The organism is Ruegeria sp. BG9, from assembly GCF_056538305.1.
Map to the genome: position 1 here is coordinate 46084 of NZ_JBQFSY010000004.1, position 25203 is coordinate 71286.

At 52.8% G+C, this 25203-nt stretch carries 22 protein-coding genes; 13 read left to right on the top strand and 9 right to left on the bottom strand.

Annotation, left to right across the window (positions count from 1 at the left end; translation table 11 throughout):
- Positions 1-256: 256 nt before the first annotated feature.
- Both yghX and ACR0I8_RS08115 read right to left on the bottom strand, forming a co-directional pair.
- The gene (yghX, locus tag ACR0I8_RS08110) at positions 257-1144 is read right to left on the bottom strand and encodes a YghX family hydrolase (RefSeq protein WP_170690904.1); all 888 of its coding nucleotides are present in this window, start codon (positions 1142-1144) and stop codon (positions 257-259) included.
- A gap of 90 nt (positions 1145-1234) precedes the next feature.
- Positions 1235-2398, bottom strand: coding sequence for an aminotransferase class V-fold PLP-dependent enzyme (locus tag ACR0I8_RS08115; protein WP_170690902.1), 1164 nt, complete (start codon positions 2396-2398; stop codon positions 1235-1237).
- Between the two features lie 132 nt (positions 2399-2530).
- Between ACR0I8_RS08115 and ACR0I8_RS08120 the strand changes: the two genes are divergently transcribed.
- Together ACR0I8_RS08120 and ACR0I8_RS08125 are read left to right on the top strand one after the other, a co-directional pair.
- Positions 2531-5407 carry an FAD-binding and (Fe-S)-binding domain-containing protein gene (locus ACR0I8_RS08120; protein ID WP_170690900.1) on the top strand — a complete coding sequence of 959 codons (2877 nt, stop codon included), beginning with the start codon at positions 2531-2533 and terminating at the stop codon, positions 5405-5407.
- A gap of 9 nt (positions 5408-5416) precedes the next feature.
- The gene (locus ACR0I8_RS08125) at positions 5417-6094 is read left to right on the top strand and encodes a GntR family transcriptional regulator (protein WP_170690898.1); all 678 of its coding nucleotides are present in this window, start codon (positions 5417-5419) and stop codon (positions 6092-6094) included.
- A gap of 42 nt (positions 6095-6136) precedes the next feature.
- Here ACR0I8_RS08125 and ACR0I8_RS08130 read toward each other — a convergent pair whose 3' ends face one another.
- From ACR0I8_RS08130 to ACR0I8_RS08150, 5 genes are all read right to left on the bottom strand, one after another.
- Positions 6137-7213: an Ldh family oxidoreductase gene (locus tag ACR0I8_RS08130; protein ID WP_170690896.1), complete on the bottom strand. Its 1077-nt coding sequence runs from the start codon at positions 7211-7213 to the stop codon at positions 6137-6139.
- The gene (locus tag ACR0I8_RS08135) at positions 7203-8075 is read right to left on the bottom strand and encodes an ABC transporter permease (RefSeq protein ID WP_170375895.1); all 873 of its coding nucleotides are present in this window, start codon (positions 8073-8075) and stop codon (positions 7203-7205) included. The genes ACR0I8_RS08130 and ACR0I8_RS08135 overlap by 11 nt, the downstream gene beginning before the upstream one ends.
- Positions 8072-8881 carry an ABC transporter ATP-binding protein gene (locus tag ACR0I8_RS08140; protein ID WP_170467807.1) on the bottom strand — a complete coding sequence of 270 codons (810 nt, stop codon included), beginning with the start codon at positions 8879-8881 and terminating at the stop codon, positions 8072-8074. The genes ACR0I8_RS08135 and ACR0I8_RS08140 overlap by 4 nt, the downstream gene beginning before the upstream one ends.
- Complete coding sequence (locus ACR0I8_RS08145; RefSeq protein WP_480514259.1) at positions 8878-9846, bottom strand: ABC transporter substrate-binding protein; 969 nt, start codon at positions 9844-9846, stop codon at positions 8878-8880. Before ACR0I8_RS08145 ends, ACR0I8_RS08140 begins: the two co-directional genes overlap by 4 nt.
- Before the next feature lie 118 nt (positions 9847-9964).
- Positions 9965-10879, bottom strand: a complete 915-nt coding sequence (locus tag ACR0I8_RS08150; protein ID WP_170642883.1) for a fumarylacetoacetate hydrolase family protein — start codon at positions 10877-10879, stop codon at positions 9965-9967.
- A gap of 141 nt (positions 10880-11020) precedes the next feature.
- Between ACR0I8_RS08150 and ACR0I8_RS08155 the strand changes: the two genes are divergently transcribed.
- The 5 genes from ACR0I8_RS08155 to ACR0I8_RS08175 all read left to right on the top strand — a co-directional run bounded on the left by ACR0I8_RS08155 (position 11021) and on the right by ACR0I8_RS08175 (position 16016).
- Positions 11021-11701: a FadR/GntR family transcriptional regulator gene (locus ACR0I8_RS08155; protein ID WP_170375889.1), complete on the top strand. Its 681-nt coding sequence runs from the start codon at positions 11021-11023 to the stop codon at positions 11699-11701.
- A gap of 194 nt (positions 11702-11895) precedes the next feature.
- Positions 11896-12579 (top strand): fumarylacetoacetate hydrolase family protein, encoded by a 684-nt coding sequence (locus tag ACR0I8_RS08160; protein ID WP_170690895.1) that lies wholly within the window; start codon positions 11896-11898, stop codon positions 12577-12579.
- Between the two features lie 60 nt (positions 12580-12639).
- A complete protein-coding gene (locus ACR0I8_RS08165) occupies positions 12640-14175 on the top strand; it encodes an acyl--CoA ligase (protein ID WP_170690894.1) in 1536 nt (511 codons plus the stop codon).
- A 4-nt stretch (positions 14176-14179) separates the two neighbouring features.
- Positions 14180-15157 (top strand): 2-dehydropantoate 2-reductase, encoded by a 978-nt coding sequence (locus ACR0I8_RS08170; protein ID WP_170690892.1) that lies wholly within the window; start codon positions 14180-14182, stop codon positions 15155-15157.
- A gap of 190 nt (positions 15158-15347) precedes the next feature.
- Positions 15348-16016 carry an IS6 family transposase gene (locus ACR0I8_RS08175; RefSeq protein ID WP_480703074.1) on the top strand — a complete coding sequence of 223 codons (669 nt, stop codon included), beginning with the start codon at positions 15348-15350 and terminating at the stop codon, positions 16014-16016.
- 70 nt (positions 16017-16086) lie between these two features.
- On the opposite strand, the gene ACR0I8_RS08180 is transcribed toward ACR0I8_RS08175, so the two are convergent.
- Positions 16087-17808 (bottom strand): adenylate/guanylate cyclase domain-containing protein, encoded by a 1722-nt coding sequence (locus ACR0I8_RS08180; RefSeq protein WP_170690891.1) that lies wholly within the window; start codon positions 17806-17808, stop codon positions 16087-16089.
- Between the two features lie 429 nt (positions 17809-18237).
- On the opposite strand from ACR0I8_RS08180, the gene ACR0I8_RS08185 reads away from it, so the two are divergent.
- Both ACR0I8_RS08185 and ACR0I8_RS08190 read left to right on the top strand, forming a co-directional pair.
- Complete coding sequence (locus tag ACR0I8_RS08185) at positions 18238-18756, top strand: redoxin domain-containing protein (protein WP_170690889.1); 519 nt, start codon at positions 18238-18240, stop codon at positions 18754-18756.
- A gap of 15 nt (positions 18757-18771) precedes the next feature.
- Positions 18772-19509, top strand: coding sequence for a hypothetical protein (locus ACR0I8_RS08190; RefSeq protein WP_170690887.1), 738 nt, complete (start codon positions 18772-18774; stop codon positions 19507-19509).
- A gap of 624 nt (positions 19510-20133) precedes the next feature.
- Here the strand turns inward: ACR0I8_RS08190 and ACR0I8_RS08195 are convergent.
- Positions 20134-20715 carry a TetR/AcrR family transcriptional regulator gene (locus tag ACR0I8_RS08195; protein ID WP_170375877.1) on the bottom strand — a complete coding sequence of 194 codons (582 nt, stop codon included), beginning with the start codon at positions 20713-20715 and terminating at the stop codon, positions 20134-20136.
- A gap of 125 nt (positions 20716-20840) precedes the next feature.
- Here ACR0I8_RS08195 and ACR0I8_RS08200 point away from each other — a divergent pair, with 125 nt between their 5' ends.
- The 4 genes from ACR0I8_RS08200 (at position 20841) to ACR0I8_RS08215 (ending at position 25130) form a co-directional block, all read left to right on the top strand.
- On the top strand, positions 20841-21086 hold the full coding sequence (locus ACR0I8_RS08200) for a hypothetical protein (protein WP_170690886.1): 246 nt from the start codon (positions 20841-20843) through the stop codon (positions 21084-21086).
- Positions 21071-22033, top strand: coding sequence for a guanitoxin biosynthesis MBL fold metallo-hydrolase GntH (gene gntH / locus ACR0I8_RS08205; protein ID WP_480703076.1), 963 nt, complete (start codon positions 21071-21073; stop codon positions 22031-22033). Before ACR0I8_RS08200 ends, gntH begins: the two co-directional genes overlap by 16 nt.
- A gap of 54 nt (positions 22034-22087) precedes the next feature.
- Positions 22088-23854: a hypothetical protein gene (locus ACR0I8_RS08210; RefSeq protein WP_170690884.1), complete on the top strand. Its 1767-nt coding sequence runs from the start codon at positions 22088-22090 to the stop codon at positions 23852-23854.
- Between the two features lie 85 nt (positions 23855-23939).
- Positions 23940-25130 carry a HupE/UreJ family protein gene (locus ACR0I8_RS08215; protein WP_170690882.1) on the top strand — a complete coding sequence of 397 codons (1191 nt, stop codon included), beginning with the start codon at positions 23940-23942 and terminating at the stop codon, positions 25128-25130.
- The last annotated feature ends 73 nt before the right edge of the window (positions 25131-25203 follow it).

Consider the following 25203-nt stretch of genomic DNA (forward strand, 5'->3'; position numbering starts at 1 on the left):
GTGATAATACTTTTGACCCGCAGATGAGCTGAACACTTAACGATGGATCGCTTCACCTAAAACCGCTGCGACAGTATCCATGCATCGTTTCGGCACACTAAAAAAGTTAATAGTAGGCATAACGGGCCAAGACCTTGTCGCGGAATTTCTAACTCCGAAGTTCAAGTTTCCGGGGCTTCCAAGGGCTTGGCCAAGATGGGCCGAGGAATGCTACGAAGAGATATCAATGCATGACTGGCTTGGTAGCTTGTACCAGTTATTTCAGATAGGTGTTGAACCAATCAATTGTGCGGTCCCAAGCTAGGTTTGCCATTTCCTCATCATAGCGTGGCGTACTGTCGTTATGAAAACCGTGGTTGGCGTTTTCGTATATATATGCCTCGTATACTTTGTTGTTGGCCTGCAGGGCGGCTTCAAAATCCGGCCACCCTGCGTTGATGCGCTCATCAAGCTCGCCCATTTGAATCAGTAGCGGCGCCTGAATTTTAACCACATCCTCAGCTGCTGGCTGGCGACCATAGAACGGCACGCCTGCTGCCAATTCCGGGTAGGCCACAGCAATTGCGCTGACTACGCCGCCACCGTAGCAGAAACCCACTGCGCCGACCTTTCCGGTACTGTCATCTCGGTTCAATAGGTATTCAAATCCATTGAAGAAATCGTTCATCAACTCGACCCGGTCCACTGTCTTTTGCAGTTCGCGCCCATCTGCGTCGTTGCCGGGGTATCCGCCCACCGATGTCAGGCCGTCTGGAGCCAGAGCCATAAACCCGGCTTTCGCCAATCTGCGCGCGACATCTTCGATGTACGGGTTAAGGCCGCGGTTTTCGTGGATTACCAGTACCGCAGGCAGGGGTTCTTCAACGCCTGCGGGCCGGACCAGATAGCCCCGTACGTCACCGGTTCCATTTGGTGAGGGATAGGTGATGTAGTCTGCATGGATATCGGGATCGTTAAATGACACCTGCTGCGCTAGGGCATAGTTCGGACTAAGCATGTTCAGCAACGCGACCGCTGATAAACCGCCAACTGCAAATTTGCTGGCACGGTCCAGAAATTGGCGTTTAGTGATTTTGCCATGCGCATAAAAGTCATACAGATCAAGAAGCTCCTGGTCGAAGTCTTTTGCCGTCATACGGGTCATGGTGAAGCTCCTAAAGAGTTTGGTGATCCGGAAGGTTGGTAATTTCCAGTCAATGGGACTCGGTTGCGCTATTGGAGGCTCAGCTTGGATTTACGCGGCCTTGAGATGCTCCAAAGCAGCCTGCGTGCCACCTGCTGTATGAGGCACGCCGCTCTTGGCGAGACCCATTTCTACGCCTGAGAGTGTGGCCATCAACATCAGGTCGTTGAAATCGCCCAAGTGACCTATGCGGAAAACCTTGTCGGCTACTTTGGACAGGCCATTTCCAAGTGAGATATCATAGTGCTCCAGCGTAGTTGCGCGAAATACATCAGCAGAATGTCCTTCAGGTACTTTAACAGCGGTCAGTACGCCCGATTCCTGACCTTGGCGAGCACACAATACCTCAAGCCCCCATGCTTGCACCGCAGCCCGCGTCGCGGCGCCATGGCGGGAATGCCGTGCGAACACGTTCTCCAGCCCCTCTTCGTGCAACATATCGATGGCCTCATTTAGTCCATAGAGGAGATTGGTACCGGGCGTATAAGGGAAGAACCCTTTCTGGTTGGGTTCGATCATATCATGCCAATCCCAATAACTTCGTGGCATATTCACGGATTTTGAATGTTCCAGTGCACGGTCGCTTACAGCGTTAAAGCTCAGTCCAGGCGGTAGCATCAGTCCTTTTTGCGAACCAGAGACACAGACATCAACGCCCCAGTCGTCGAACCTAAAATCGATCGACCCTAGGCCAGAAATGGAATCAACAATGAGGAGCGCAGGGTGCTTTGCCGCATCTATAGCTCTGCGCACTTCCTCAATCGACGAGACTGACCCAGTAGAAGTTTCATTGTGGACGACGCATACCGCCTTGATCGCGTGCTGACTATCTTCGCGCAGGCGGTCTTCGATCTGATTAGGATCCGCACCGCCACGCCAATCTCCTTCAATCAATTCTGGCTGCAATCCCAGTTTTCCTGCCAAGTTGCACCACATGAAGGCGAAATGTCCTGTTTCGAACATGAGAACTTTTTCGCCTGGCGACACACTGTTCACAAGTGCTGCTTCCCATGCACCGGTGCCGGATGAGGGGTAAATAAAGACGTTCTGCTTTGTCTTGAAAATGGTTTTTATCCCACTGAGGGCCTTGTTACCTACTTCAGCAAAATCGGGCCCCCGGTGATCAATGGTCTGTGTGCTGATGGCCTTCAGGATGCGCTCTGGCACAGCACTTGGCCCTGGAATCTGCAAAAAGTGCCTGCCCGCCTGACGCATTTGAAATGATCCTTATGCTGGTGCCAAAAGAGTGGTGCTATTAATCATTGCAAAAGTTAATTATGAATTCATTATTCAGTCAATGGGCAATTAGAGCCTCAATGGGCTTACTGGGAAGGGAAGGCGAACCTGATGGTAAAGAATGGATCGTTGTACCGCCGACTGTTGTCTGATGTGCGGGGAGAGGTGATGTCAGATCCGGCGTCGCTTGCGCGGTACTCGACCGATGCCTCAATCTATCAGATGATACCTGACGCTGTTGTGATCCCCCGATCCACAGAAGATGTAAAAGCCGTGATGTCTGTCGCTCGGGACGAGGGATTTTCGGTCCTTCCTCGCGGTGGCGGCACGTCGCAATGTGGGCAAACGGTCAATCAGGGTATTGTGCTGGACAACACAAAATACTTGAATCGTATTCTAGACATAGACGTTGAGAAACGTATTGCGCGCGTTCAGCCAGGTGTTGTGTTGGATCAATTGAACGAAGCGTTGAAGAAGCATGGCCTTTGGTTTCCAGTGGACCCCTCAACAGCGTCTCGTTGCACTCTTGGGGGGATGGCAGCAAACAATTCTTCAGGCGGAAAGTCTCTGCGGTACGGGATCATGCGAGATAACGTCCATGCAATAAACGCAATTCTGGTCGACGGAAGCGAAGCGCGGTTCAGCGCTAAAACGCCCGCATCTAGCGATTATGCGGATCTTGTTGGCGACATGCGCGCACTTGGACGTCGTGAGGCGTCTGAGATTGACGCCCGTTTTCCCAAGGTCCAGCGCCGTGTGGGCGGGTACAATATCGACGCGCTCGTCGGTAGCGACATCAACATGTCCCATTTGTTGGTGGGGTCAGAAGGCACGCTGGCTTACTTCACTGAATTGGAATTGAACTTGGCGCAGTTACCGGGTGAGAAAGTTACCGGCGTGTGCCATTTCTCGACATTTCGTGCTGCAATGGAGGCCACCCAACACATAGTGACGCTCAACCCTCAGGCGGTAGAATTGATCGACGAGACAATGATCGCGTTGGGGCGCGATATCCCATTGTTTCGCGACACTATAGAGGCCTTTGTCAAAGGCAATCCCGAAGCCCTGCTACTAGTAGAATTCGCCGAGGGCAACGCTGAGGACAATGCCGCAAAACTGGTTAAGCTTTCCCAACTAATCGGAGATCTCGGCTTGTCTTTTACCGGAACGAAAAGCCGGTGGGGTGGAGTTGTTTCAATTACAGACACCAAGCTGCAGAATTCAATCGCCGAGTACCGGAAATCCGGCTTGAATGTCATGATGTCGATGAAGGAGGCAGGCAAGCCGATATCCTTCGTTGAAGATTGCGCTGTTCCGTTGTCCGACCTCGCCGATTACACCGCGGGCCTAAACGAAATATTCGACCGGCATGGCACCAAGGGAACATGGTACGCGCACGCCTCCGTAGGGTGCCTACATGTTCGTCCTGTCCTGAATATGCGGCAGGACAAAGACGTCAGCACAATGCGGGCGATTGCAAAAGAAACATTTGATCTGGTTAAGCGATACAAGGGTTCTCATTCAGGTGAACACGGTGACGGGATCGTGCGTTCTGAATTTCATGAAAAAATGTTTGGTCAGCGTATTATTTCCGCCTTTGAAGAGGTTAAGAACCGGTTTGACCCAATCGGGATGCTCAATCCTGGAAAGATTGTGAATGCGCCCTCAATGGATGATCGCCGTCTATTCCGCTACAGCCAAAACTATTCAGTCCCGGATTTCGAAACAGCGCTGGATTGGTCAGCTTGGCCGGGTACCGGAGGAGGATTTCAGGGTGCCGTTGAGATGTGCAATAACAACGGTGCGTGCCGCAAGCTCAAGGGCGGAGTTATGTGCCCTTCCTTCCGTGCCACCCGAAACGAGCTTGATTCCACACGTGGGCGTGCAAACACTTTGCGTTTCGTAGTCAGCGGGCAGTTGCCGGGCGGTTTAGAATCCGATGCAATGTTGGACGCGATGAAGTACTGCGTATCCTGTAAGGCGTGCGCTCGGGAGTGCCCGACTGGCGTCGACATGGCGAAAATGAAGATCGAAGTACTGTCAGCGAAACGTAAAAAAGATGGGCTAACATTGGCAGATAAATTAATAGCTTACCTGCCCAGATATGCACCAAAAGCTGCAAAAGTCGCGTGGCTTATGAATATTCGAAACAAAATTGGACCCTTGCGTAAGCTATTGGAAAGCCCGACAGGTATTGCCGCGCGACGTGATCTTCCAGAATGGTCTTCCGTTCCGTTCCGAGATGACGAGGCCCAAGATAGTGATCCGCAGGTTCTTCTGTTTGCAGATGTATTCAACCGTTGTTTCGAGCCTGACAATCTGCGCGCCGCGGTCCGAGTCCTGCGTGCGCTAGGGCTGCGTGTCGCCGTAGCACGGGATAACCGCACTAAAAGAGTGTTGGATTGCGGGCGTACCTTGTTGGCTGTGGGTTGTGTGGAAGAAGCGCGACACGAGGCTCAGCGCGTGATTGACGCGACACGAGATATGGTTGCCAAAGGCATACCTGTAGTCGGACTTGAACCTTCCTCTATCCTCACTTTCCGGGACGAGTATTTGGCTCTTTGCCCGGGACCGCAAACGGAGATGTTGGCGAAGGCCACACATACAATTGAGGAATTTCTGGTCGAACAGCCGAGCTTGCCTTTGAAACCGATAGATCGACCGATCTACGTCCATGGACATTGTCATCAGAAGGCACATGACGTCGTCACGCCTATGCTCAATCTCCTGAAGCGTATTCCTGAGGCGCAGGTTAACATGATCGAAAGCAGTTGTTGTGGTATGGCTGGCGCGTTTGGATATGCCCCGGAAACTGTCGATGTCTCGATCGAGATGGCAAAGCTAGACCTATTTCCAGCTTTGGACGCGGCACCAGTAAATGCAATTGTTGTGGCAGATGGGACATCATGCCGGCACCAAATCACTGAGGGTACTCGACGGCAGCCCATGCATGTCGCTCGCTTGTTGGAAATGGTACTTGATGATTAGGACGTGGTTATGAATCTAACGGATGGCATCAAGCGCACAACACTACATGAAGAACTGGTCGAACGCTTGCGCAACCTGATTGTCGAAGATGTTCTGAAGCCGGGAGAGAAAGTGCCCGAGAAACAGCTCTGCGACTCGTTGGGGGTCTCAAGGACACCATTGCGGGAAGCCCTAAAGGTGCTTGCATCAGAAGGCTTTGTGGTACTCCAAGCCAACCGAGGTGCGCGCGTTGCCAGTGTCACGCGAGAAGAATTGGAGAATACGTTTCCAGTTCTTGCGACGCTTGAGCAACTGGCAGGAGAGTTGTCGTGTCAGAGCATGAACTCCACGGAAATTAAACAGATTGAACGTCGCCACGCCGATATGTTGAAAGCCTATAGGTCACGTGATCGACAGGCCTATTTTAAAGCCAATCAGGACATCCATCAGGCACTGATACGTGGCGCGCGAAACGACATTCTTGAAACCCACCACAAGCTGTTGGCGGCGCGGGTCCGCCGAGCGCGTTTTGTGGCCAATCTGTCAGACGAACGCTGGGCGCAGGCAATTCGCGAACATGAAGCCATGATGGAGTTGCTTAAGGCTCGCGATGCAGATGAGCTTGGCAAAACCATGAAGCTACACATGATGAACAAGCTTTCGGCTCTTGTGAAAGCGCTTGAGGCTGAGGATGAGGCGTTTCGCTGACTTCTTTTCCAAAGCGCTTACCAACTTTTCACGGATCGGCCGCTAGTCGGTGCTGAGACTTGGAAATGGGGGTGTCAGCCCACAGTCCAGGGCTAGTTTGTTGAGATCACGACAAAGAGCGGGGTTAAGCCTTACACCGTCTTTACGACGGGCTTCAGCTGCGGCCGTTTTGCCATCTCCGGGCAAGCGCACCGGGTCATGACCGGGCAGTGGGGCTGATGCGCGCATTTCGGAAAAGACGCGGGCCGTATTGGAAGCAAAGTCTTTTTCCATCCCAAACGCTGCCGGACTAAGCGCCATTACGAATTGCCCTGTGTTTGTGGATGAAGTCGTGTCTGAGGTGAAGTTGACCACGTCTGAGCCGAATGCTGCACCGTTCAAAACCCCGGCCATCAATCCGATGGCTACAGAAAGACCGAAACCTTTGGGACCGCCGATCGGCAAAAGAAATCCTTCTGACTTGCGTGCAGGGTCCGTCAATGGGTTTCCATCGCGACCGACCATCCAACCCTCAGGCATAGGCTTACCTTGCTGCAACAGGGTCTTGATCTTGCCCATCGCGGCGACAGTCGTCGCCATATCAAAAACGAATGGATCGGGGCCATCGGCAGGCGCAGAGAAAGCGATAGGATTGGTGCCAAGAAGCAGGTCGCTTCCGCCATAGGGCGGAACGTGGTTCGCGCTGCCCACCGCTGCGGCCATGCCAAGCATCCCAGCCTCGGCTTGTGGACGCACGTAGAGTGCGAGTGGTCCTGCATGGTTGCCGCGTCGAACACCGACCCATCCGACGCCGACCTCTCTCGCCTTTTCTATTGCAAGATCTCGAGCCGCCGACATAGCTAAATGACCAAGTCCGTCATCTCCGTCGATCAAAGCGGTTGCAACAGTCTCATGTTCTACCGTGACTTTTGGCGTAGGGTTAGAACCGCCGCCCGCCAACCGGGCAAGGTACTGGCGCAGGCGAAATACACCGTGTGTGCCGTAACCATAGATGTCGGCCTCCACCATCGTCGAGGCCACCTGAACAGCGTCCGCATTTGGCACACCTCGCGTTTCGAGCGCGCTCGCCACAAACTCACGCAGGGCCTTGCAGTGTATATTCACAGGTTCAGAAGTCATCTCTGCCGACCTGCTCTTTATGCCAGAACACTAGTTTACGCTGTGTCCAAACCACCGTTGCAAAAACGGCCAGGCCGACGAGGCTGAGATACAGGATCAACGAGAACACCCGAGGTGTATTGAGCTGCGAGGCTGCAACACGGATCAGCTCACCAAATCCCTTTCCGCCGCCCAGGAACTCTCCTGTAATTGCACCTGCCATCACGCCAACTGCACCGATCTTGAGACCGGTGAATATCTGCGGCAGGCCAGTTGGCAGTTTCATCTTGATCAATGTCTGCATCCGGCTAGCGCCCATCGTCTTGAACAACATGCGCGCGTTTTCGTCGGCGGCGTGAAGCCCAGCGGCTGTTCCAACCACAATTGGGAATGTCGCAATAAATGCGGCAAGTGCCACCTTGGATTCAATGCCGAACCCCAGCCACGCCACAAACAGCGGGGCGAACGCGACTTTTGGCATGGTGTCGATGGCCACGAGGTAAGGCATCACCGCTTTTTCGCCAAATGCGGTTTCCCCGACTAGCACGCCCAGCGAAAAACCGATCGCGATCGCCAAGGCAAAGCCATAGATGACCTCTTTGAAAGTGATCCAAAGCGCACCCAGCATGTAACCTCCGGTCAAAAGGTTTTGTCCGACGAAAATCATGTCCCTAAGGGTCTCCATCGGGGTGGGCAGGATGATCGGCGATACAAGCCCCAAGCTCGTCACAATCTGCCAAGTGCCTACGAAAACGACGAAAACAAACGTCATCGCAATCCAACGGGGAACCGAGTCGATAAAGTGAACTTTCTGCTCCCATACAGTGTCTTCTGCGGGGTCAGCGTCCTTTACGGAAGGCGAGTAGTCCTGAACTTGGCTCACATTTCTTCTCCCTTATCCAGGAGGCTGCGAATGTAGTCTACAATAGCGCCGAACTTAGGTGTCGTCATCATATCGAGCGTGCGCGGGCGAGGCAGGTCGACTTCAACAATTTCGGCAATCCTGCCTGGACGTGGCTTCAACACGACGATTTCGTCGGACAAAATCACCGCCTCTTGAATGGAGTGTGTCACAAGAAACGCAGTCGCTTCCTGTTCCCGGCAAATCCGCTGCAACTCCATATTCATCATGTCGCGCGACAACTCGTCGAGAGCGCTGAACGGTTCGTCCAACAAAAGCACGGCTGGTTCGGTTATCAGCATTCGACAGATCGACGCGCGTTGTGCCATCCCGCCCGACAATTCGTTCGGATATACGTTTTCAAAACCTTTCAAGCCTACGACATCCAAAAGTTCGTGAGCCTTTGCCATGGCTTGCTTGGCTGCTGCCTTTCCGTCGCGGATCTCGATCGGCAGGACGATGTTTTCCACAGCTGTTTTCCATGGGAAAAGTGTCGCTTGCTGGAACATCATACCAATATCACGGCGGGTCCCAGTGACCGGCAACCCCTGAAGGATCACACGTCCTTTAGTCGGCGGGATCAGACCCGCCATGATCTTGAGCAGAGTCGACTTGCCGCACCCGCTGGACCCGATGACAGATGTGAAGCTTCCTTTTCGAAGAGTCAGATTGATGTCCTCGAGAGCGACCACCAGATTGCGCGCATAGGTCTTGCTTACGTGTGTCAACTCGTAGACCGGCGTGCCTAAGGGCGCGCCGGAAAACTCATGGGTGACTTCAGCGTTCATTTACTGACAGCCTCGTTGCCAATGGCAGCAAACTCATTGGTCCACGCAGCGCTCAGGTCATCAAGTGGTCCCGGAATTTCGCCGCCTGCGACCAGCGCGTCTTGCCATTCTTGCCAGACTTCGGCGGGATACCATCCCAGACCATTGCTTGGATCCGCCGCTATGGTTTTTGAACGCACGGCATCGAAAAGTGCCGACTGGAACTCCTTGTCTTCGCCTTCCTGCGGATTGCCGTCGGCCAGGTGCTTCAACACGGCTTCGCGGTTGGCATCATCGAGCGCAAAGGCATGGCCTCGAGCGAATGCGCGGCTCCAGGCCTCGACCAGTTCCCGATCATTGGCGATTGTGTCGGCCATAGTGGCGATGCCGTTCCCGAAGAAACGCCCAAATTCTGCCGGCGTAATGTCGCGCACTGCCATTCCGCGCTGGTTCAGAATTGCCGTGTCAGCTGTCGATGCGGAATATGCGTCGATTTCACCGTTCAGGAAAGCCGCAGTTGCCGGGCCACCGTCGCCGACAGTCAGGAAAGTGAAGTCTTCACCCTCTTTCATGCCTGCTCCGGTCATCACATTGCGTGCAAAGCCGACTTCCGCGCCATCAGCCGTACCTGTTCCGATAACTTTACCTCGAAGCTCTTCAACACTTTGGATGTCAGAGTCTTCTGGCACGGCGATGCCGAAGTTGCTGCGTGCAGCAACGTTGTAGATATGTACTGCGTCCACATCCCGCGATCGCGCTGCGATTAGGGGGCCAGGTCCGGGGCGACCGAAATGCGCCTGCCCTGCAGACAAAGCCTGAAGCACAGCTCCCGAACCGTTGATCGCCTCGACGGTCACGTCCAAACCTTCGTCTGCGAAGTAACCTTCTCCAATGGCGACAAAAACAGGAAATGAGTTGATCGCCGATGGGCTCGGCTGCACAAAAGTGATCTTACGCAAGTCCTGCGCAAAACCTTTCGTTCCCATTGCTCCCGCTACCGGAACTGCCGAAAGCAAGGACGCTGTGAAAGTCCTTCTGTTCATCATTTTAGTCTTCCTCCCTTGCATGGTTGGCTTCCAGCAGCTTCAGAGATGCAGGAGCCACTTACACGGCGCGCACGGTATTCCTGAGCGTGCCAATTTCTGAAATTTCACAAACCACTGTGTCCCCGTCTTTCAGGAACTGAGGCGGGTCCATTGCGTATCCGACGCCTGACGGCGTGCCTGTCGCAAGTACGTCCCCGGGTTCTAGGGTCAGGCCTTCTGATAGGGATGCGATCAGTGTCGGAATGTCGAAAATCATGTCCGAAGTAGTTCCGTTTTGGCGCTGTTCGCCATTGACGGTTATTCCAATTGACAAAGACTGCGGATCGCTTACCGCATCAGCAGTCACTATCCAGGGACCCAATGGGCAAGACCCATCTAAACCTTTGCCTTTGAAATACTGCCCACCATGTCGGCGTTGGATGTCACGTGCGGTGATGTCGTTGAGGATCGTATAGCCGTATACGTGGTCGTATGCGTCAGCCTTGGCTATGTTTCGTCCCGGTTTTCCAATCACAACTGCCAGTTCCACTTCGTAATCGATGGCTTGTGAGACCGATGGGAAAATCAGAATGTTTGCCTCCGGTGCCACAATCGAGGTTGGCGGTTTTGTGAAGAAAACCGGATGCTCTGTTACACCAATTTTTTGATTTTGTGCCCGTTCGCCCTCGGCAATGTGTTCAGCGTAATTGCGCCCTACACAAAACACGTTCTTACTCGGACTGGGAATTGGCGCCAGAAACGGCGCGTCATCCCAAACCAGTGCGTCCTTTAGACTACCTGCTTCAGCCGATGAAACGAGGGATCTCAAAACTTCAAGTGTATCTTCTCCACCCGCGATCAATTGCTGCATTGAACCGGCGTTCAGCGTTTTGCCAATCATTTGCGCTGCGCGCAAAATGTCCAACTTGCTGCCATCTTCAAGTATTGCCACGCAAACGGCGTGACCCTCTACGGAAACAGTTGCTAACCGCACTCGGCACTCCTCCCTCGTGCTTATGTCAAGCCGTGGTCACGGAACCTGTCCTGCGACTCGTTTCTTGCTTTCCTCTTGCTCTTGAGTTTTTTCCGACTTGGCGTTTCAATCAATCAACCAATCACTAAATTGGGTGGAGATATGAGCGCACCAACCGAACTCGCGCACCGCGTACGCGACCTAATTAACAATGCGGGATACAGGCATAACGACAGGCTCCCACCTGAACGTGAGCTGTGTTCAAAACTTGGGACAACTCGCAATCAGTTGCGAAGAGCGTTGGCAGAACTCGAGGCCCAGGGGCTGATCTGGCGTCATGTGGGGCGGGGAACATTTGTTGGTTCCAGACCGGTTCTCAACCTCACCGACGTAACTTACTTGGGCAATCAAATTAAACCTGAACAGGTTGTGTCGGTGCGATTCACGGTCGAACCGCAGCTTAGCCGGCTGGCGGCACTCCATTCCACTCGTTCAGACCGTGAGCAAATGAGGCTTTGCGCTGACAAATGTCGCACGGCAGAAGACTGGCGCACCTACGAAGCGTGGGACAACAATTTGCACTACGCCATAGCCCGCTCTACTCGAAACCAACTTTTTCTATACTTTTTCGAAACTTTGAATTCGGTCCGTAGGTCGATTGTTTGGGGGCAACCACGCGAAACCCTGAAGCCCGCTGAAAATTACTCCAGTTTTCGGGAGCATGATGCGATCGTATCCGCCATTGCAAAGGGCGACGCTGAACTTGCCGCCAGTGCCATGGTGGATCACCTGAAATCCGTTTATTCGCGCGTACTACCCAAAAGCATGCAATCTGACGGCTGATGTAGAATAAGTGCCCAACCAATTCTAGAAATGGTCGGGCTGCAACGAGGTTGGAGCTCTTGCATACTCACCCCAAATTTGGCGATGACTTCATAGGAAGCCGCGTTTGATCGTATCTGGCGTGGCATCGATCGGAAGGTCTCTGGCCGTTTGGAAATCCGATCATTGGCAATTATACGCTGAGGAGGAAAGCGATGTCCGGTCATGTCATTCCCGCGCCGCAGGTGCATACTATACCCGTAGCGGGGGGCGGCACATTCCCAGTGCGTCGCGTTTATTGCATCGGCCGAAACTACGCCGCACATGCAATTGAAATGGGTCATGACCCTAACCGGGAACCTCCGTTTTTCTTTCAGAAGAATCCTAACAATCTGGATTCCTCGGGTGAATTCCCGTACCCACCGCACAGTTCCGACGTGCACCACGAAGCAGAAATGCTCATTGCGCTCAAGTCCGGCGGTACGAATATCTCGGTGGGCGATGCATTGGATCATGTCTTTGGATATGGTCTCTCGCTTGATATGACCCGACGCGACCTGCAGGGGCAGATGAAAAAAATGGGCCGTCCTTGGGAAATTGGTAAAGCGTTTGAACGCTCTGCGCCATGCGGGCCTATTCACAAGGCATCAGAAGTTGGGCATCTCGACCATGGTCCAATTACTTTGACGGTGAATGGTGACGTTCGGCAAGAGGGTGATTTGAACCAGATGATCTGGAAGGTCCCAGAGATGATCTCCTACCTGAGCGACTACTTTGAGCTCGCTGCCGGAGACGTCATCCTTTCTGGAACACCTTCTGGCGTTGGCCCTGTGAGCCGTGGCGATGTTATGGTTCTGGCCGTCGACAAACTGGGTAGCATAACGGTCAACGTAACTTAGCAAGTACTACAACAAACCCTCTCCGCGAATTAGGCCAATGCTTTTGTGAACGGATCCCGGATGCCCCATCTAGTCGCTGAATTGATTGCTCCCCATTCCGGCACTGCAAATGCTATCGGTGCTCCCGGCCGATCTTGGTTGAACTACCGTGGGCTCCGCGAGCTTTGCGCAAAGGTCAAAGCGGATCTCTACCAGATCGGAGTAGGTCGTGGAGATCGAGTTGCGATCGTTTTGCCCAACGGTCCAGAGATGGCGACGGCTTTCATATCCGTTGCCCAAGTGGCTACGACGGCACCTCTGAACCCTGCCTACACTTATGAAGAGTACGTATTTTACCTCAAGGACCTGCGGGCTAAGGCACTGCTTGTAAGTGAAAACGAAGACGGACCTGCAGTAAAAGCGGCAACCGATCTCGGCATCGCTATATTGCGGGCGTCTTCCGATAGCTTCCCAGAGGCCGGCCAGTTTTCGATTTTGTCCCGCGACCCAATTGGAGTCGCTGATACCTCTGCGCCGCGTGAAGATGATGTCGCCCTGATACTCCACACTTCGGGAACGACGTCGCGCCCAAAGATCGTCCCTCTGACGCAGGCAAATATCTACGCATCTGCGAGAAATGTGGCTTCGTCTTTGACACTGACAATCAATGATCGTTGTCTAAGCATCATGCCGCTGTTCCATATCCATGGGCTGATCGCAGCAGTCGCGGCTTCTTTAGGCGCCGGATCGCAAATTAGCTGCGCCCCTGGGTTCAACGCTCTAAGCTTTTTTTCGCAGGTCGCTGAAGTTGATCCGACTTGGTATACGGCAGTCCCGACGATGCACCAAGCTATTCTGACCCGAGCTGCACGAAACCAATCAATCATTGATCAATCGCGGTTGCGCTTTCTTCGATCTTCCTCTGCTTCGTTGCCCGCACCAGTTATGGAAGAGTTGGTTGCAACATTTAGTGCGCCCGTCATCGAAGCCTACGGCATGACAGAGGCCGCGCACCAAATGTGTTGCAACCCGCTTCCTCCGCAAAAGCAAAAGCCCGGATCTGTTGGAATAGCTGCAGGACCCGAAGTCAGGATTGCACACGAAACGGAAGATGTGTTGATCGCTTCGCGGGATGTCGGAGAAATCGTTATCAGCGGTCCAAACGTGACACCGGGATACGAAAGCAACCCGCAGGCAAATGCAGACAATTTCTTTGAAGCGGATGGAAAGCTTTGGTTTCGTACCGGTGATCAAGGGTCGTTCGACGAAGAGAATTACCTGCGGCTGACCGGACGCCTTAAAGAGCTGATAAATCGCGGTGGAGAAAAAATCAGCCCGCTCGAAGTCGATGCCGTGCTTCTGAGCCACCCGGACGTTGCTCAGGCAGTTTGTTTTGCCGTCCCACACGAAAAACTGGGCGAGGATATCGCGGCGGCGGTGGTACTGTCCGAGGGCGCGGCGATCGCGGGTACAGAGGTCCGGGATTTTGTCGGCGAACGGCTCGCAAAATTCAAGGTGCCGACATCAGTGGTCATTCTCGAAGAGATTCCAAAAGGCGCGACTGGTAAGATACAACGGATTGGGCTGGCCGCTAAACTGGGGCTGACAAGGGCTTAGACACATGAAAGTTTGCATCTTTGGTGCCGGAGCTATCGGAGGTTACGTTGCCGCGAAGCTTGCGCAGACTGACGTCGACGTCAGTGTCATTGCGCGTGGCGCCCATCTGACTGCAATGCAGGAAAATGGGCTGACTCTCCTTGAGGGTGGGCGGGACCCGATCAACGTGCGGGTACGCGCCTCCGGCAATGCCGCCGATCTTGGCCCACAAGATTATGTCTTCATCACGCTAAAAGCGCACTCTGTTCCAGCGGTTGTAGATACAATGCAGCCCCTGATTGGATCCGCGACAACACTAGTAAGTGGTGTGAACGGGGTGCCTTGGTGGTACTTCCACAAACTGGAAGGTCCCTACGAAGGGAAGAGGTTGCGGTCTGTGGACCCGGGTAACGTGCAATGGAATGGTTTCGGGCCAGATCGGGTTCTAGGATGTGTCGTCTACCCAGCCGCAGAAGTCGCTACTCCGGGAACTATCAAGCATGTCGAAGGCAATCGTTTTTCTTTGGGCGAGCCTGATGGTTCCAAATCAGACCGCGCTGCCAAGTTTTCGGCGGCTCTATCCGCTGCTGGGTTACGTGCGCCCGTGAGACCAAGAATTAGGGACGAAATTTGGCTAAAGCTATGGGGCAATCTGTCGTTCAACCCGATTTCCGCTCTTACCCACTCAACACTTGATGTATTGTGTACTGATCCAGGTACACGGTCTGTGGCGCGCGGAATGATGCTTGAGGCTCAGGAAATCGCCGAGAAACTTGGGATCAGGTTTCCGGTAGATGTTGAAAAACGTATTGACGGAGGGGCAGCAGTTGGCGCCCACAAAACCTCTATGTGGCAGGACTTGGAGTTGAGCCGACCAATGGAAATTGATGCACTGGTCACTTCGGTGCAGGAATTGGGGCAACTGATCGGGATCGCAACACCCACAATCGACACTGTTGCATCACTGACAAAACTGAGGGCAAAGGTCGCGGGTCTTTACTAAGCTTCTGCCAGCGACCATCTGGTCTTATCAGAAGTGCCTTGTCAGAAGAACCTTGCTTGAGCGGTTCAGGGGGTCTTGTCAGAAGAACTTGTCTTGAGGCGGGCAGGGGTGTTGCGTAGCTTTTTCCGATGACCAGATCTGCCTTTTTCAGATACTTTAAAATAGTCCCGAGATCCTCCGCTTGGCAGTGATGCTGTACATCCGTTTCCCGCTCTCGCTTCGGAATATCGAAGATCTGCTTCACGAGCGAGGCATCGATGTGAGCCACGAAACCGTCCGATACTGGTGGAACAAGTTCGGCCCGATGTTTGCTGCTGAGATCAGACGAAAGCGTGTTCAGCAACTGCGCGCCTTCTCCAAATGGAAGTGGCACGTTGACGAGGTTTTCGTGAAGGTGAATGGCAAGCGGCATTATCTTTGGCGGGCTGTTGATCACGAAGGTGAGGTACTGGAAGCTCTTGTCACCAAACGCCGAAACAAAACTGCAGCACTGAAATTCCTCAAGAAATTGATGAAGCGACACGGTAAAGCGGAAAACGTCGTCACGGATCGCTTCGCATCGTATCGTGCCGCTTACAAAGAGCTTGGGGCTACCAAAAAACAGCAGACGGGCAGGTGGCTCAACAACCGGGTCGAGAATTCACACCTTCCTTTCCGACGGCGTGAACGCCCGATGCAACGGTTCAGGCGCATGCGAAGTTTACAGAAATTCGCCTCCGTCCATTCCTCTGTCTACAACCACTTCAACCAGGAAAGATCGCTAGCCAGTCGAGACACCTTCAAGCTGACCCGCGCCGCTGCTCTTGGCGAGTGGCTCAACTTTGTTCCGGATAGGTTCGCGGTTTCCGAGGCAAACTGAGACTCATTCGAATTAGTCTGACAGCACCACTGGAGGACATTTGTCACTTAGCAAATTCTTCCAGAAGAATTCAGTCTGGAACGCCTGCGGCAATCAAGACTTGAACAAAGCGCTCTACTTGTTCGCGGTCTCGACCGGGAATTCGTCTTGCATCACTTGCTCTGACGTCCGGCGCAACTGACAGGTAGGCGTCTAACGCCTTGTCTCTCTCCTCAATGCGACCAGAAAGATGTAGCGTCGCCACCAACTGCCTTCTGTAGGTTGGGTTTTCGGGTGCCAACGCCAGTGCACGACGCACCGTCTTTTCTGCGCTTTCGTAGTCCTCTAGGCAAAAATGGGCAAAGTAGACGCCCATCAACCAAAGCGGTGTAAAAACGTCCTGAGGACTTAGTATCTCTGCTCGTTTAACCAGATCCAGGCCCTTTTGGTATGCGCCGCTTATGCAGTATCCGCTTCCACAAAAGCCCAATACAGTCGAAAACGATGGTGCGAGCGTAATGGCGCGATCAAAGAGGTCAACTGCCTCGTCCCAGCGGCCGACAAACATCAAAGACCATCCTTTGATCGCCAAAACAATGGGATCTTGATTGTCGGCTCGCACCGCTGCATCTGCCGCTGCGACCATCGCCGCGGCGGAATTCTCACCGGGTTCTGCCCAACTGTAGAACGCTTGTAGAAAATGTGCGAGAGCCAGGTCGGCGTTGCCAAATGCGCCGCCGGACAGTTCGACTGCCCGTTCAAAATAGCGTCGAGCTTCTGCTGTTTCCGTCTGCCCCAAACGCATGACGAGAGGTCGCCCTCTCATTACACATTCCCAGGCGTCCAACTGCGTCGGATCTTTTGCCCGGGCGCGCCTAGCTTCGGCACTCAAAAATCCTGGCCCGACCGCTGACACTATCGCGTTCGATATTTCGTCCTGAATATCAAAGATGTCAGTGAATACTCGGTCGTAGCGGTTTGCCCAAACCTGTGTTTCAGTCGCCAAGTCAATTAATTGAGTAGTGACCCGAATTCGGTCTCCAGACTTACGGATAGAGCCTTTCAGTACATAGACAACAACCAGTTCTCTGATCGTCGCCGTCAAATCCAGTCCGTTGTCCCTATGGGTCAGTGTGGAATTTCGCGAAATCACATTGAACCAAGGCATACGGCTTAAGTCTGTAATTATATCTTCCGCCATGCCATCGGCAATAAATTCGTTTTCTGGATCAGAGGATCGATTTTCAAAAGGGAGCACTGCTACAGTCGGCTTGGAAACAGTCATCGCAGGAATAACGGCGTCAGGGGGCCACTGGAGGATGTGAACAGGTTCAGATATGTTTTTTAAAGTGCGGGATCCTGCTGGTGCAAAATCCGCTTCAAACTTACCATCAAACTGGCGATGTGCGTCTGCTGAAGTAACAATCGTTGAAGGTTCCGCCAAAGCTTCGAGCCGAGCAGCGATATTGACTCCGTCACCATACAAATCGTCGCCGTCGACTATTACGTCACCAACATGCAAACCTATCCGATAAGCAATGCGTTTAGAGGGATCTATAGACTTCTCGGCTTCCGATACTGATTGTTGAATCGCTACGCAAGCTCGTGCGGCGCTAACTGCCGAGGGAAATTCGATAAATAGACCGTCCCCGCTACTCTTAAAAACGCGACCACTATTTCCAGCAATAATTGGCTCGAATATTTCGGAATTTAGACGTTGTTGCCGCGCTATTGTTCCTTCTTCATCTAAACCCAAAAGACGGGAAAAACCGACCATGTCCATGGCCACAATCGCAGCGAGGCGTCTTTCCAAGTTGTGCTCCATGAAACGTTAACTCCAAGCCTAGGTTGTTCTTCCGGTAGACACGAAACGAATTTCGTCGAGCTGAAAGTCCCTAGGCGATCTTATATGATAGGCGCTTCATGCCCATGGCTTAAATCTGGAAAGCCCTCCAAGGTCCGCGATAGGTTTTGTCTACTAGAACACAGCATTTGCGGCAGACGTTTGGTTGACCATCTTGAATACGCGTGAAGCAGGGGTACTGAAAAACTTGATGGCTGCTCTGTTCGCAACTCGGTCGTTGCTCCAATACTGTCGAACGTCCGTTGTTGTGACAGCAGACGCACATACAGCGCTGACTGCAGTACAAATCGGGCAGACCACCGCAGACTTCGGTCATTTTGGCAAATTTTAAATTCAAATCGACGTACAATACCCCCAACCTAAAAAAGGACTAATCGAATGCAAAACTACAAACCCGCTGTGGGCACCCCCATTGCAAATATCTCTCTACCAACAGTCGGCGGCGGAACAATGACCGTGGGCGGAAAGCGTGAGCGACATCAGTTTTTCGTCGTCTACCGCGGAAAGCACTGTCCTCGCTGCAAGCGACACCTCAACAAATTGCAAAAGATGCTGCCAGAATTCGAAGAAGCAGGCATTGATGTTCTGGTCGCTTCCGCTGATCCGATCGACAAATCTCTCGCGGACCAGGATGAATTCGGCTGGGAGTTTGATTTAGGTTATGATCTCAGTGAAGATCAAATGAGGGAATTGGGTGTCTATGTAACCGATCCTATTTCGCCAAACGAAACGGATCGGCGTTTTGCGGAGCCGGCATCGTTTTTCATTCTTCCGGATGGCACGACGCAGATTGTCATTGTGTCTAACGGGCCTGCGGCACGTCCGGATCTGGAAGAGTTGCTAGATGGAATGAAGTTCAATATCTCCAACAATCGACCGACGAGGGGGATGGCTTGAAGAAATGCGGCCGTTGTGGGTTTTGTAGCCAAAAAGCTGGCGCAGGCTCTTGCCGTGAAATCCGGGGATCAGTTGCGATGGTGTAACGCACAGGGAATTCGTTTCTGGTCGCAGTATTATCGAGGCAATCTCAGCGCCTTGGAAGAAACCGCATATCTGTTGCTGCTGAGGGCCCAGAATGCCGGCAATATCCAGCAGGAAGTTTGGGCACTGAGGTGCAAGGCCCTTTGCCTTCTGCATATCGAGAGGCCGCGCGAAGCTGTGGATATTCTGCGCTTAACCACGTCCGGCATGTCTGGCTCTGTTGATTTGGCGGCCCAGATTTCTGCCGTAGGCGCCCTGGCGCTGGCGCTTACGCGCATCGGGAACCAATCGGAAGGTTTTGATGCCGCGGTTGCAACCCTGAAAGTGCTGGACAAGATGCGCCGACCGTCATCTCACAGTGTAATTGTCGGTATTTCCAGCGTGCTTGAAGTGCTTCTGCGCGGACGCGAAACGGGGTTTTCCGATCGGTACGAAGACTGGAACAGTCTGGAAAAAAGCGCTCTGTCCAAAATGGAAGACTACAGCAAAGCATTTATCGTCGGACAAGCGCAGCTTGGTATGTGGCGGGGCACAAGTCACAGGCTGGATGGAAAATACAACCTTGCCATGGCTGAATGGGCGCAGGCGAAGCAGTGGGCCGATACGCATGGGTTGCGCAAGGACTCGGCTTTGATCGCTGCGGAAATCAGGCGGTGGCAGAACGATTGACAGGAATTTTGATACGGGGCGCTGATGCCATGCAGACCACCCTAAATGCTGGTCTAGTCGTGCTTGACGTTTGGGTCAGAATTGAATGACGTGATTCACGGATTTGTTGAGGTTTCGGCTGCTAATTGAATCAAAGATCAGTGACGTTCCACAGCAAAATAAGCAATAAATAATATCAAAAAAATTGCATTGCCGGTTTTCTACCTGCCAAGTCACTTGCTATGCGGGTTACTGGTGTCAGGGCTTTTAAACTGACTCCAACCTCGACAGCAGCTTGTAACGGCACCTGACTTTTTTCGAAATCTCCGCTATGCCCGAGGCGCGGACAAAGTAGCCTAATGCTGGCGCAGCGGACTATGGGGCCGCGCGCCCGTCAGATCATGGACTATGTCCCGTCAATGCAGCGCGGTTTCCCGAAAGCGGACGTTCAAGCCTGCCAAATCGGCGCAATTCAAATCCGGCCGTGTGCCGCGCGAGTGTCGAGCGTTTGGGTCGCGGAAGACGCGGACCTTGATGGTCACAGACTGAATGTCGGCTCTTGGCACTGTTGCGTTTGACCTTCCTAAAGGGCAATTAACAACTGGCGGTCTAATACGAGGAAACTCACAATGCCGGACAATATTCTTATTCTATCTTCTTCTTTCCGACAAGAATTGCATGTTCCCGCTCTATAACCTTTTCCCAATCGCCTCGCGCTTTCAGACCGGTCGAAGAGTCTCCCATTAGCGAAGTCACCATCAATCTTCCGCGCGCTTTCGCTTCTTCTTTCGAAAACCCGGCCTGTTCAAACATCCAGGCGGCGAAGTGGAACCGTTTGCCGATGGTTCTTTGATACGATTCTTTCACCTTGTTATCGGTATTCGCCCACACTGAGACAGCGTGATCCGGCAAGGCAGCGTCCTCTTCTATGACCTTTTTCATAAGAAGAAGAATGCGGTCTTCCGGGGGACCGCCAAATGTCTTTGCCTGTGCGATCACTTTGTCAGTCAGTTCCTGCTCCCAATATCTGAGAACCTCATCCAAAAGCTCACGGACGTTCTTGAAATGCCAGTAGAAGCTACCGCTTGTCAGGTTCAGTCGCTTTGCCATTGGCACGACTTTTATCGCGGAAACGCCACCCTCGTTGAGGACTTTGTAGGCAAGCAATATCCAGTCTTCCTTGGTCGCGGCGTTTTTGGGTGAGGTTCGGGCGACAGTTTCTGACATTCAGATTATAGCATTCATTATTTGACATAGAGTAGTCTATGGTCGTACCGTAGAGAAGTCTATGGGCAACTGGGAGTTCACGACATCGTGCTCTCAGAAACGCCATGCAGAAAATGGGGGGATCAATGAAAAGCATTATGAATTCCACGACTGGCGCAGTATTGGCTTTGGGATTGTCGTTGGCTGGCACCGCTTCCGCGCAAAATGCGCTGCCGACTGGTCGAACTGCTTCTGCAATAGAAAATGGTGTTTATCCAGCGTCATACTTTCCCAACACTGAAATCCTTGGCGCGGATGAAATGCGTATCACGGCATTGGGGACGGGTATGCCAAACCAAACCAAGGCGCCGTTTCGATTTCGTTTTATGTAGAACTTGGGAATGGGGACGTCTTTCTGTTTGACGTAGGAACTGGCGCAACGGGAAACCTGTTCTCGCTGCGACCGGACTTCGCAAAGATCGACAAGGTCTTCTTCAGCCATTTGCATGTTGATCACGTTGGAGACTTCATGGGCCTCCACGTTGGGGGTTGGCTTTCAGGTAGATATACCCCGCTCCGCATCTTCGGCCCTTCCGGATCAGAAGATGAACTGGGCACTAAAGCCTATGTTGAGGGCATGTCTAAAGCCTATGCTTGGGATTTGGCCACACGTACGGGGGCGCTGCCGGATGATGGCGCCAAGCTCGAAGTCACTGAATTCGATTACATGCAGGAAAACGAGATTGTTTATCAGGAGAACGACGTAACTATCCGTTCCTGGCCTGCTATCCACAGCTTAGATGGCTCGGTAAGTTATTCTCTGGAATGGAATGGGCTGAAATACGTCTTTGGTGGCGATACATACCCTAACAAATGGTATGTAGAATATGCCAAAGGGGCGGACCTCGCTTCTCACGAGGCGTTTCTACCACCGGATGCGCTAGCCCCTTACTTTGGCTGGGACATGAAACAGGCGACTTATGTAGCTACGCGCGTTCATACGGAACCTGCGGCTTTCGGCAAAGTTATGTCCGCTGTCAAGCCACGCATGGCCCTAGGGTATCACTCTGTTCTTTCGCCCGAAAACTTTCAGGCAATCCTGGAAGGTGTCCGTTCGACATACGATGGACCGCTCACGTTGGCGCGAGATCTACAGGTGATAAACGTAACTAAGGATCAGATCGTTGTTCGGGAAGCGAGTGTTGACGAATATGCTCTGCCACCAGCTGTGAGCGACGAATACATCAATGCACCGCGCTCAAAAGAAAAAGAGCCGTCCGACAAAGTGAATGCGGGAAAATGGGAGGGTTACACGCCACCGCCAATGCCGGATAATTAACCTTCAGGGGTGACCAAAATTCCGATTTGGCAGTATCTGCACCGACTATTCCTGATGCTGGGCCTGATGGCCTCAAGTGCACAGGCCGTTTCGGCGGATGTCGTTCTGACAAACGGTTCAGAAGTTGCCCCCAATATCGCTGTCCTTCATGTCAAAGATGATGGGGTCTACGTCGACCTTGAGATCTATGTCGAAGATATTCCATTGTTTGCGGAAATGTTGCCAATAGGATGGTCATCAGATTTCGTCGGAGGTGAGCCGGAGGCTGAACAAGATACCAATCAAGCTTATGCGCAAGCCGAAAGCCGGGCGCTGTCGATTGTTGGAAGCGGCGAACGGGCCCTAAACGCTGATATCAGAAAGGTGGAATACCGAACGCGCATCGACCGGGCCTCGCCGCTTGCAGGTCAGCGCGATCCCTTCTCGGGTCAAATTGTTCCCAGCCCGCCCAAAGATCCGCGTGTTCTTTTCGTCGAACTGTTCTTTCCGTTTCAAAACTCAGTTCCCAAGGAGCTGACTATAGTGCCTCCATCGCGGGATGGCGAACCACTGGTAACTATCGGGATGCAGGTTTTTGACCGTGAGGTTCCGGTCACGGATTTCAGCTTCTTGTCAAAGCCGGCAGAGTTAAAGATTCACTGGCCTGATCCGTGGGATAGCCGCTTTTCTGCTGAAAGCCTGAATCGAAAAGCGCAGGACGGGACCTCCACTTTTCTTTACATCGAACCCCGTGAAGTTCGGCATGAGACGTTGATCCGCTTGCGTGAACTGGCGCCTTGGATTGGTGAAACTTTCGAAGTGGGGCAAACGCTTTCGCCACAGCATAGCGCCTTGATCGTAAATCAGGCGGCGTCCATTTTGGCTTCTCGTAACCCGGTGTCAATTGATGGCAAATTAGTGCAACCGTCAAACGCTACAGCAAAACTTCTGGAGCTCACATCGCAGGGTTTTCAGGTTGTCCAGCCCGGAAAGCAAGTGTCTGTGAACAATGCGTTTATCGGAGCCATCCTGTCTTTCTCTTCGTCGGACCTTCCCGATCAGGTAACGGTCACATGGGATATGTTTGACGAGGAAATTTCCCGCGTTGCGACCATTTCAAACGATATCGCCGGGCCATTCTTTGGAGCTGTGACACCAGCAGACCCTCAGTTTCATTGGCAGAACCACTTGCTCCAATACGAAAGAGCATCTGTTACTCAGATTCCAGTTGAGCAGCAGACACGGCAGAACCCGGCAATGACTTTGATCTCCGGGGTGATCAGTGCCGCCTCACTTGGTTTTTTCCTGCTGTGCAAGGGCAAAGTTGCAAAGCGCGTAAGTTGCGTAACCGTTATTGTCGCTGCTTCGGCAACCCTGGCATTTTCGGGATATTTACTGGAATTACCGTGGAATAAGCCCGAGCCCCCTGAGCCGCAGGTTGCGGAAGATATACTGCGCTCAATGGTCGATAACTTGAGCACGGTGACTCTGGAAGTTTCGCCGGCCGCAAGAAAGTCAGAGCTGGCACATATTGTGTCGGAAGCGTCTCTGGGTGACATCGCAACAGAGGTTGAACGTGGGCTCGCGATCCGAACGCCAGGAGGTAGTCTTGCTACGGTTACTGATATCAGCGAACTGGAATTAGAGCGCATTAACCCAACCCTCACACCGGGTGGATTTAGCACTCTGGCCAAATGGACAGTGAAAGCACAAGGCGGTCATTGGGGGCACGCCCATATGCGCGCCGTTACGTTTCGGGTGCTGGCGGAGGTCATACCTGAGTCAGGCCATTGGAAGCTGGATGGATTAACTGTAATCGAGGCTCGCGATCCAAATGCATGAGCGTTTAAGACCAAAGGTTTTTGCTTTAGGCGCTCTTTTTGTCGGTGTGCTTTTGTCACTGACGCTATCAGCCTCGGCGCATTTTTTGCTTAACCTCAACGTTCGAATTTCGCATGTCGAGCATTCCGAAGACGGTCTACGTATCTACATGCGCACGCCCATGCCTTATCTGGTTGCAGATAAGGTCGGTGATCAGAATGGTGACGCCTTGCCGGACGCTGCACCATTCACGACCAATGCCATGAGCGACGGCCAATTGGTCCACTTTGTCGACTTGCAGGCTGCCATGAGCGATCCTAATGGGCTGGGGCAATTCGCCGAAGGTGGACTACATCTGTTGGTCGACAATCGGCGCTTAAGAGGAACAGTTGAGACCGTTCGCTTGCATCGCGTCGGAAATGAGCCCGGATTCGCAACTTTAGCCGAAGCTCAACTGGCAGTAGACACCGAAACGGCCCTCACGCCACCGCTTTTTGTTGGTGACACAGTTGTCGATCTCCTCCTGTATTATGACACAATCGGCCCGGTGCAATCGTACAGCATTGCCAACGTGCTGGACCCCGGCTTGCCGGATCAGGACCAAACGGCCAACCTCATTCTCGACTACGCGTCAGACACACCTCAGATTTTTCGATCTCGGGGTCTGATGACTGAACCATTGGTGATTCAGAAGAAGGGGTATGGAGGATTCCTCAGTTTCGTCTGGGAAGGCATACGACATATCCTCGAAGGGTTGGATCATGTTTTGTTTGTTGTGTGTTTGGTCATTGGAGCGCAGACCCTCAGGGCGCTATTGCTGCGTGCAACCGGTTTTACCGTTGGTCATAGTGTAACGCTGTCGCTGGGGTTTTTCGGGTTTGTGCCATCGGGCGCGTGGTTTGTTCCTGCCGTCGAAACTGGGATCGCGCTTTCTATCATATTTGCAGCCGTCGCGGCGTTTATGAGTTTTAAGGACAATGCGCGCTCTGAAGTCACGATGGTGCTTCTGACAACGCTGATTGGCCTCTTGCACGGGCTTGGGTTTAGCTTTGTGTTGCACAAGATTTTGCAGGTCACATCTCCAAACATCTGGCAAAGCCTGCTTGCTTTCAATCTTGGCGTCGAGCTTGGCCAGGTCGCCATTATTCTTGCGCTCTGGCCTACCTTGACAATGTGTCGGCGCGTGAACTCCAGTTTGTGGATGTCCCTACGAGTGGGGTTGGCCGGTGGATGTGCGGCTATCGCTTGCTATTGGACTTTTCAGCGAGTTGCCGAGGTTTACTCCACGCTGGCTTAAGGTAATTGCGATGGCGCTTGCCGTGATAGTTAACTGAGAGAAATGCTGACATTCGGCTGTTCCGCAGCGTTAG

Excerpts from the sequence above, each read along its gene's own strand:
- ACR0I8_RS08145 (WP_480514259.1), bottom strand. The coding sequence starts at position 9,846 with ATGGGAACGAAAGGTTTTGCGCAGGACTTGCGTAAGATCACTTTTGTG.
- ACR0I8_RS08200 (WP_170690886.1), top strand. The coding sequence starts at position 20,841 with ATGAAAAGCATTATGAATTCCACGACTGGCGCAGTATTGGCTTTGGGA.
- yghX (WP_170690904.1), bottom strand. The coding sequence starts at position 1,144 with ATGACCCGTATGACGGCAAAAGACTTCGACCAGGAGCTTCTTGATCTG.
- ACR0I8_RS08210 (WP_170690884.1), top strand. The coding sequence starts at position 22,088 with ATGCTGGGCCTGATGGCCTCAAGTGCACAGGCCGTTTCGGCGGATGTC.
- ACR0I8_RS08155 (WP_170375889.1), top strand. The coding sequence starts at position 11,021 with ATGAGCGCACCAACCGAACTCGCGCACCGCGTACGCGACCTAATTAAC.
- ACR0I8_RS08115 (WP_170690902.1), bottom strand. The coding sequence starts at position 2,398 with ATGCGTCAGGCGGGCAGGCACTTTTTGCAGATTCCAGGGCCAAGTGCT.
- ACR0I8_RS08125 (WP_170690898.1), top strand. The coding sequence starts at position 5,417 with ATGAATCTAACGGATGGCATCAAGCGCACAACACTACATGAAGAACTG.
- ACR0I8_RS08165 (WP_170690894.1), top strand. The coding sequence starts at position 12,640 with ATGCCCCATCTAGTCGCTGAATTGATTGCTCCCCATTCCGGCACTGCA.
- ACR0I8_RS08160 (WP_170690895.1), top strand. The coding sequence starts at position 11,896 with ATGTCCGGTCATGTCATTCCCGCGCCGCAGGTGCATACTATACCCGTA.
- ACR0I8_RS08140 (WP_170467807.1), bottom strand. The coding sequence starts at position 8,881 with ATGAACGCTGAAGTCACCCATGAGTTTTCCGGCGCGCCCTTAGGCACG.
- ACR0I8_RS08175 (WP_480703074.1), top strand. The coding sequence starts at position 15,348 with ATGCTGTACATCCGTTTCCCGCTCTCGCTTCGGAATATCGAAGATCTG.
- ACR0I8_RS08120 (WP_170690900.1), top strand. The coding sequence starts at position 2,531 with ATGGTAAAGAATGGATCGTTGTACCGCCGACTGTTGTCTGATGTGCGG.
- ACR0I8_RS08170 (WP_170690892.1), top strand. The coding sequence starts at position 14,180 with ATGAAAGTTTGCATCTTTGGTGCCGGAGCTATCGGAGGTTACGTTGCC.
- ACR0I8_RS08130 (WP_170690896.1), bottom strand. The coding sequence starts at position 7,213 with ATGACTTCTGAACCTGTGAATATACACTGCAAGGCCCTGCGTGAGTTT.
- ACR0I8_RS08185 (WP_170690889.1), top strand. The coding sequence starts at position 18,238 with ATGCAAAACTACAAACCCGCTGTGGGCACCCCCATTGCAAATATCTCT.
- ACR0I8_RS08195 (WP_170375877.1), bottom strand. The coding sequence starts at position 20,715 with ATGTCAGAAACTGTCGCCCGAACCTCACCCAAAAACGCCGCGACCAAG.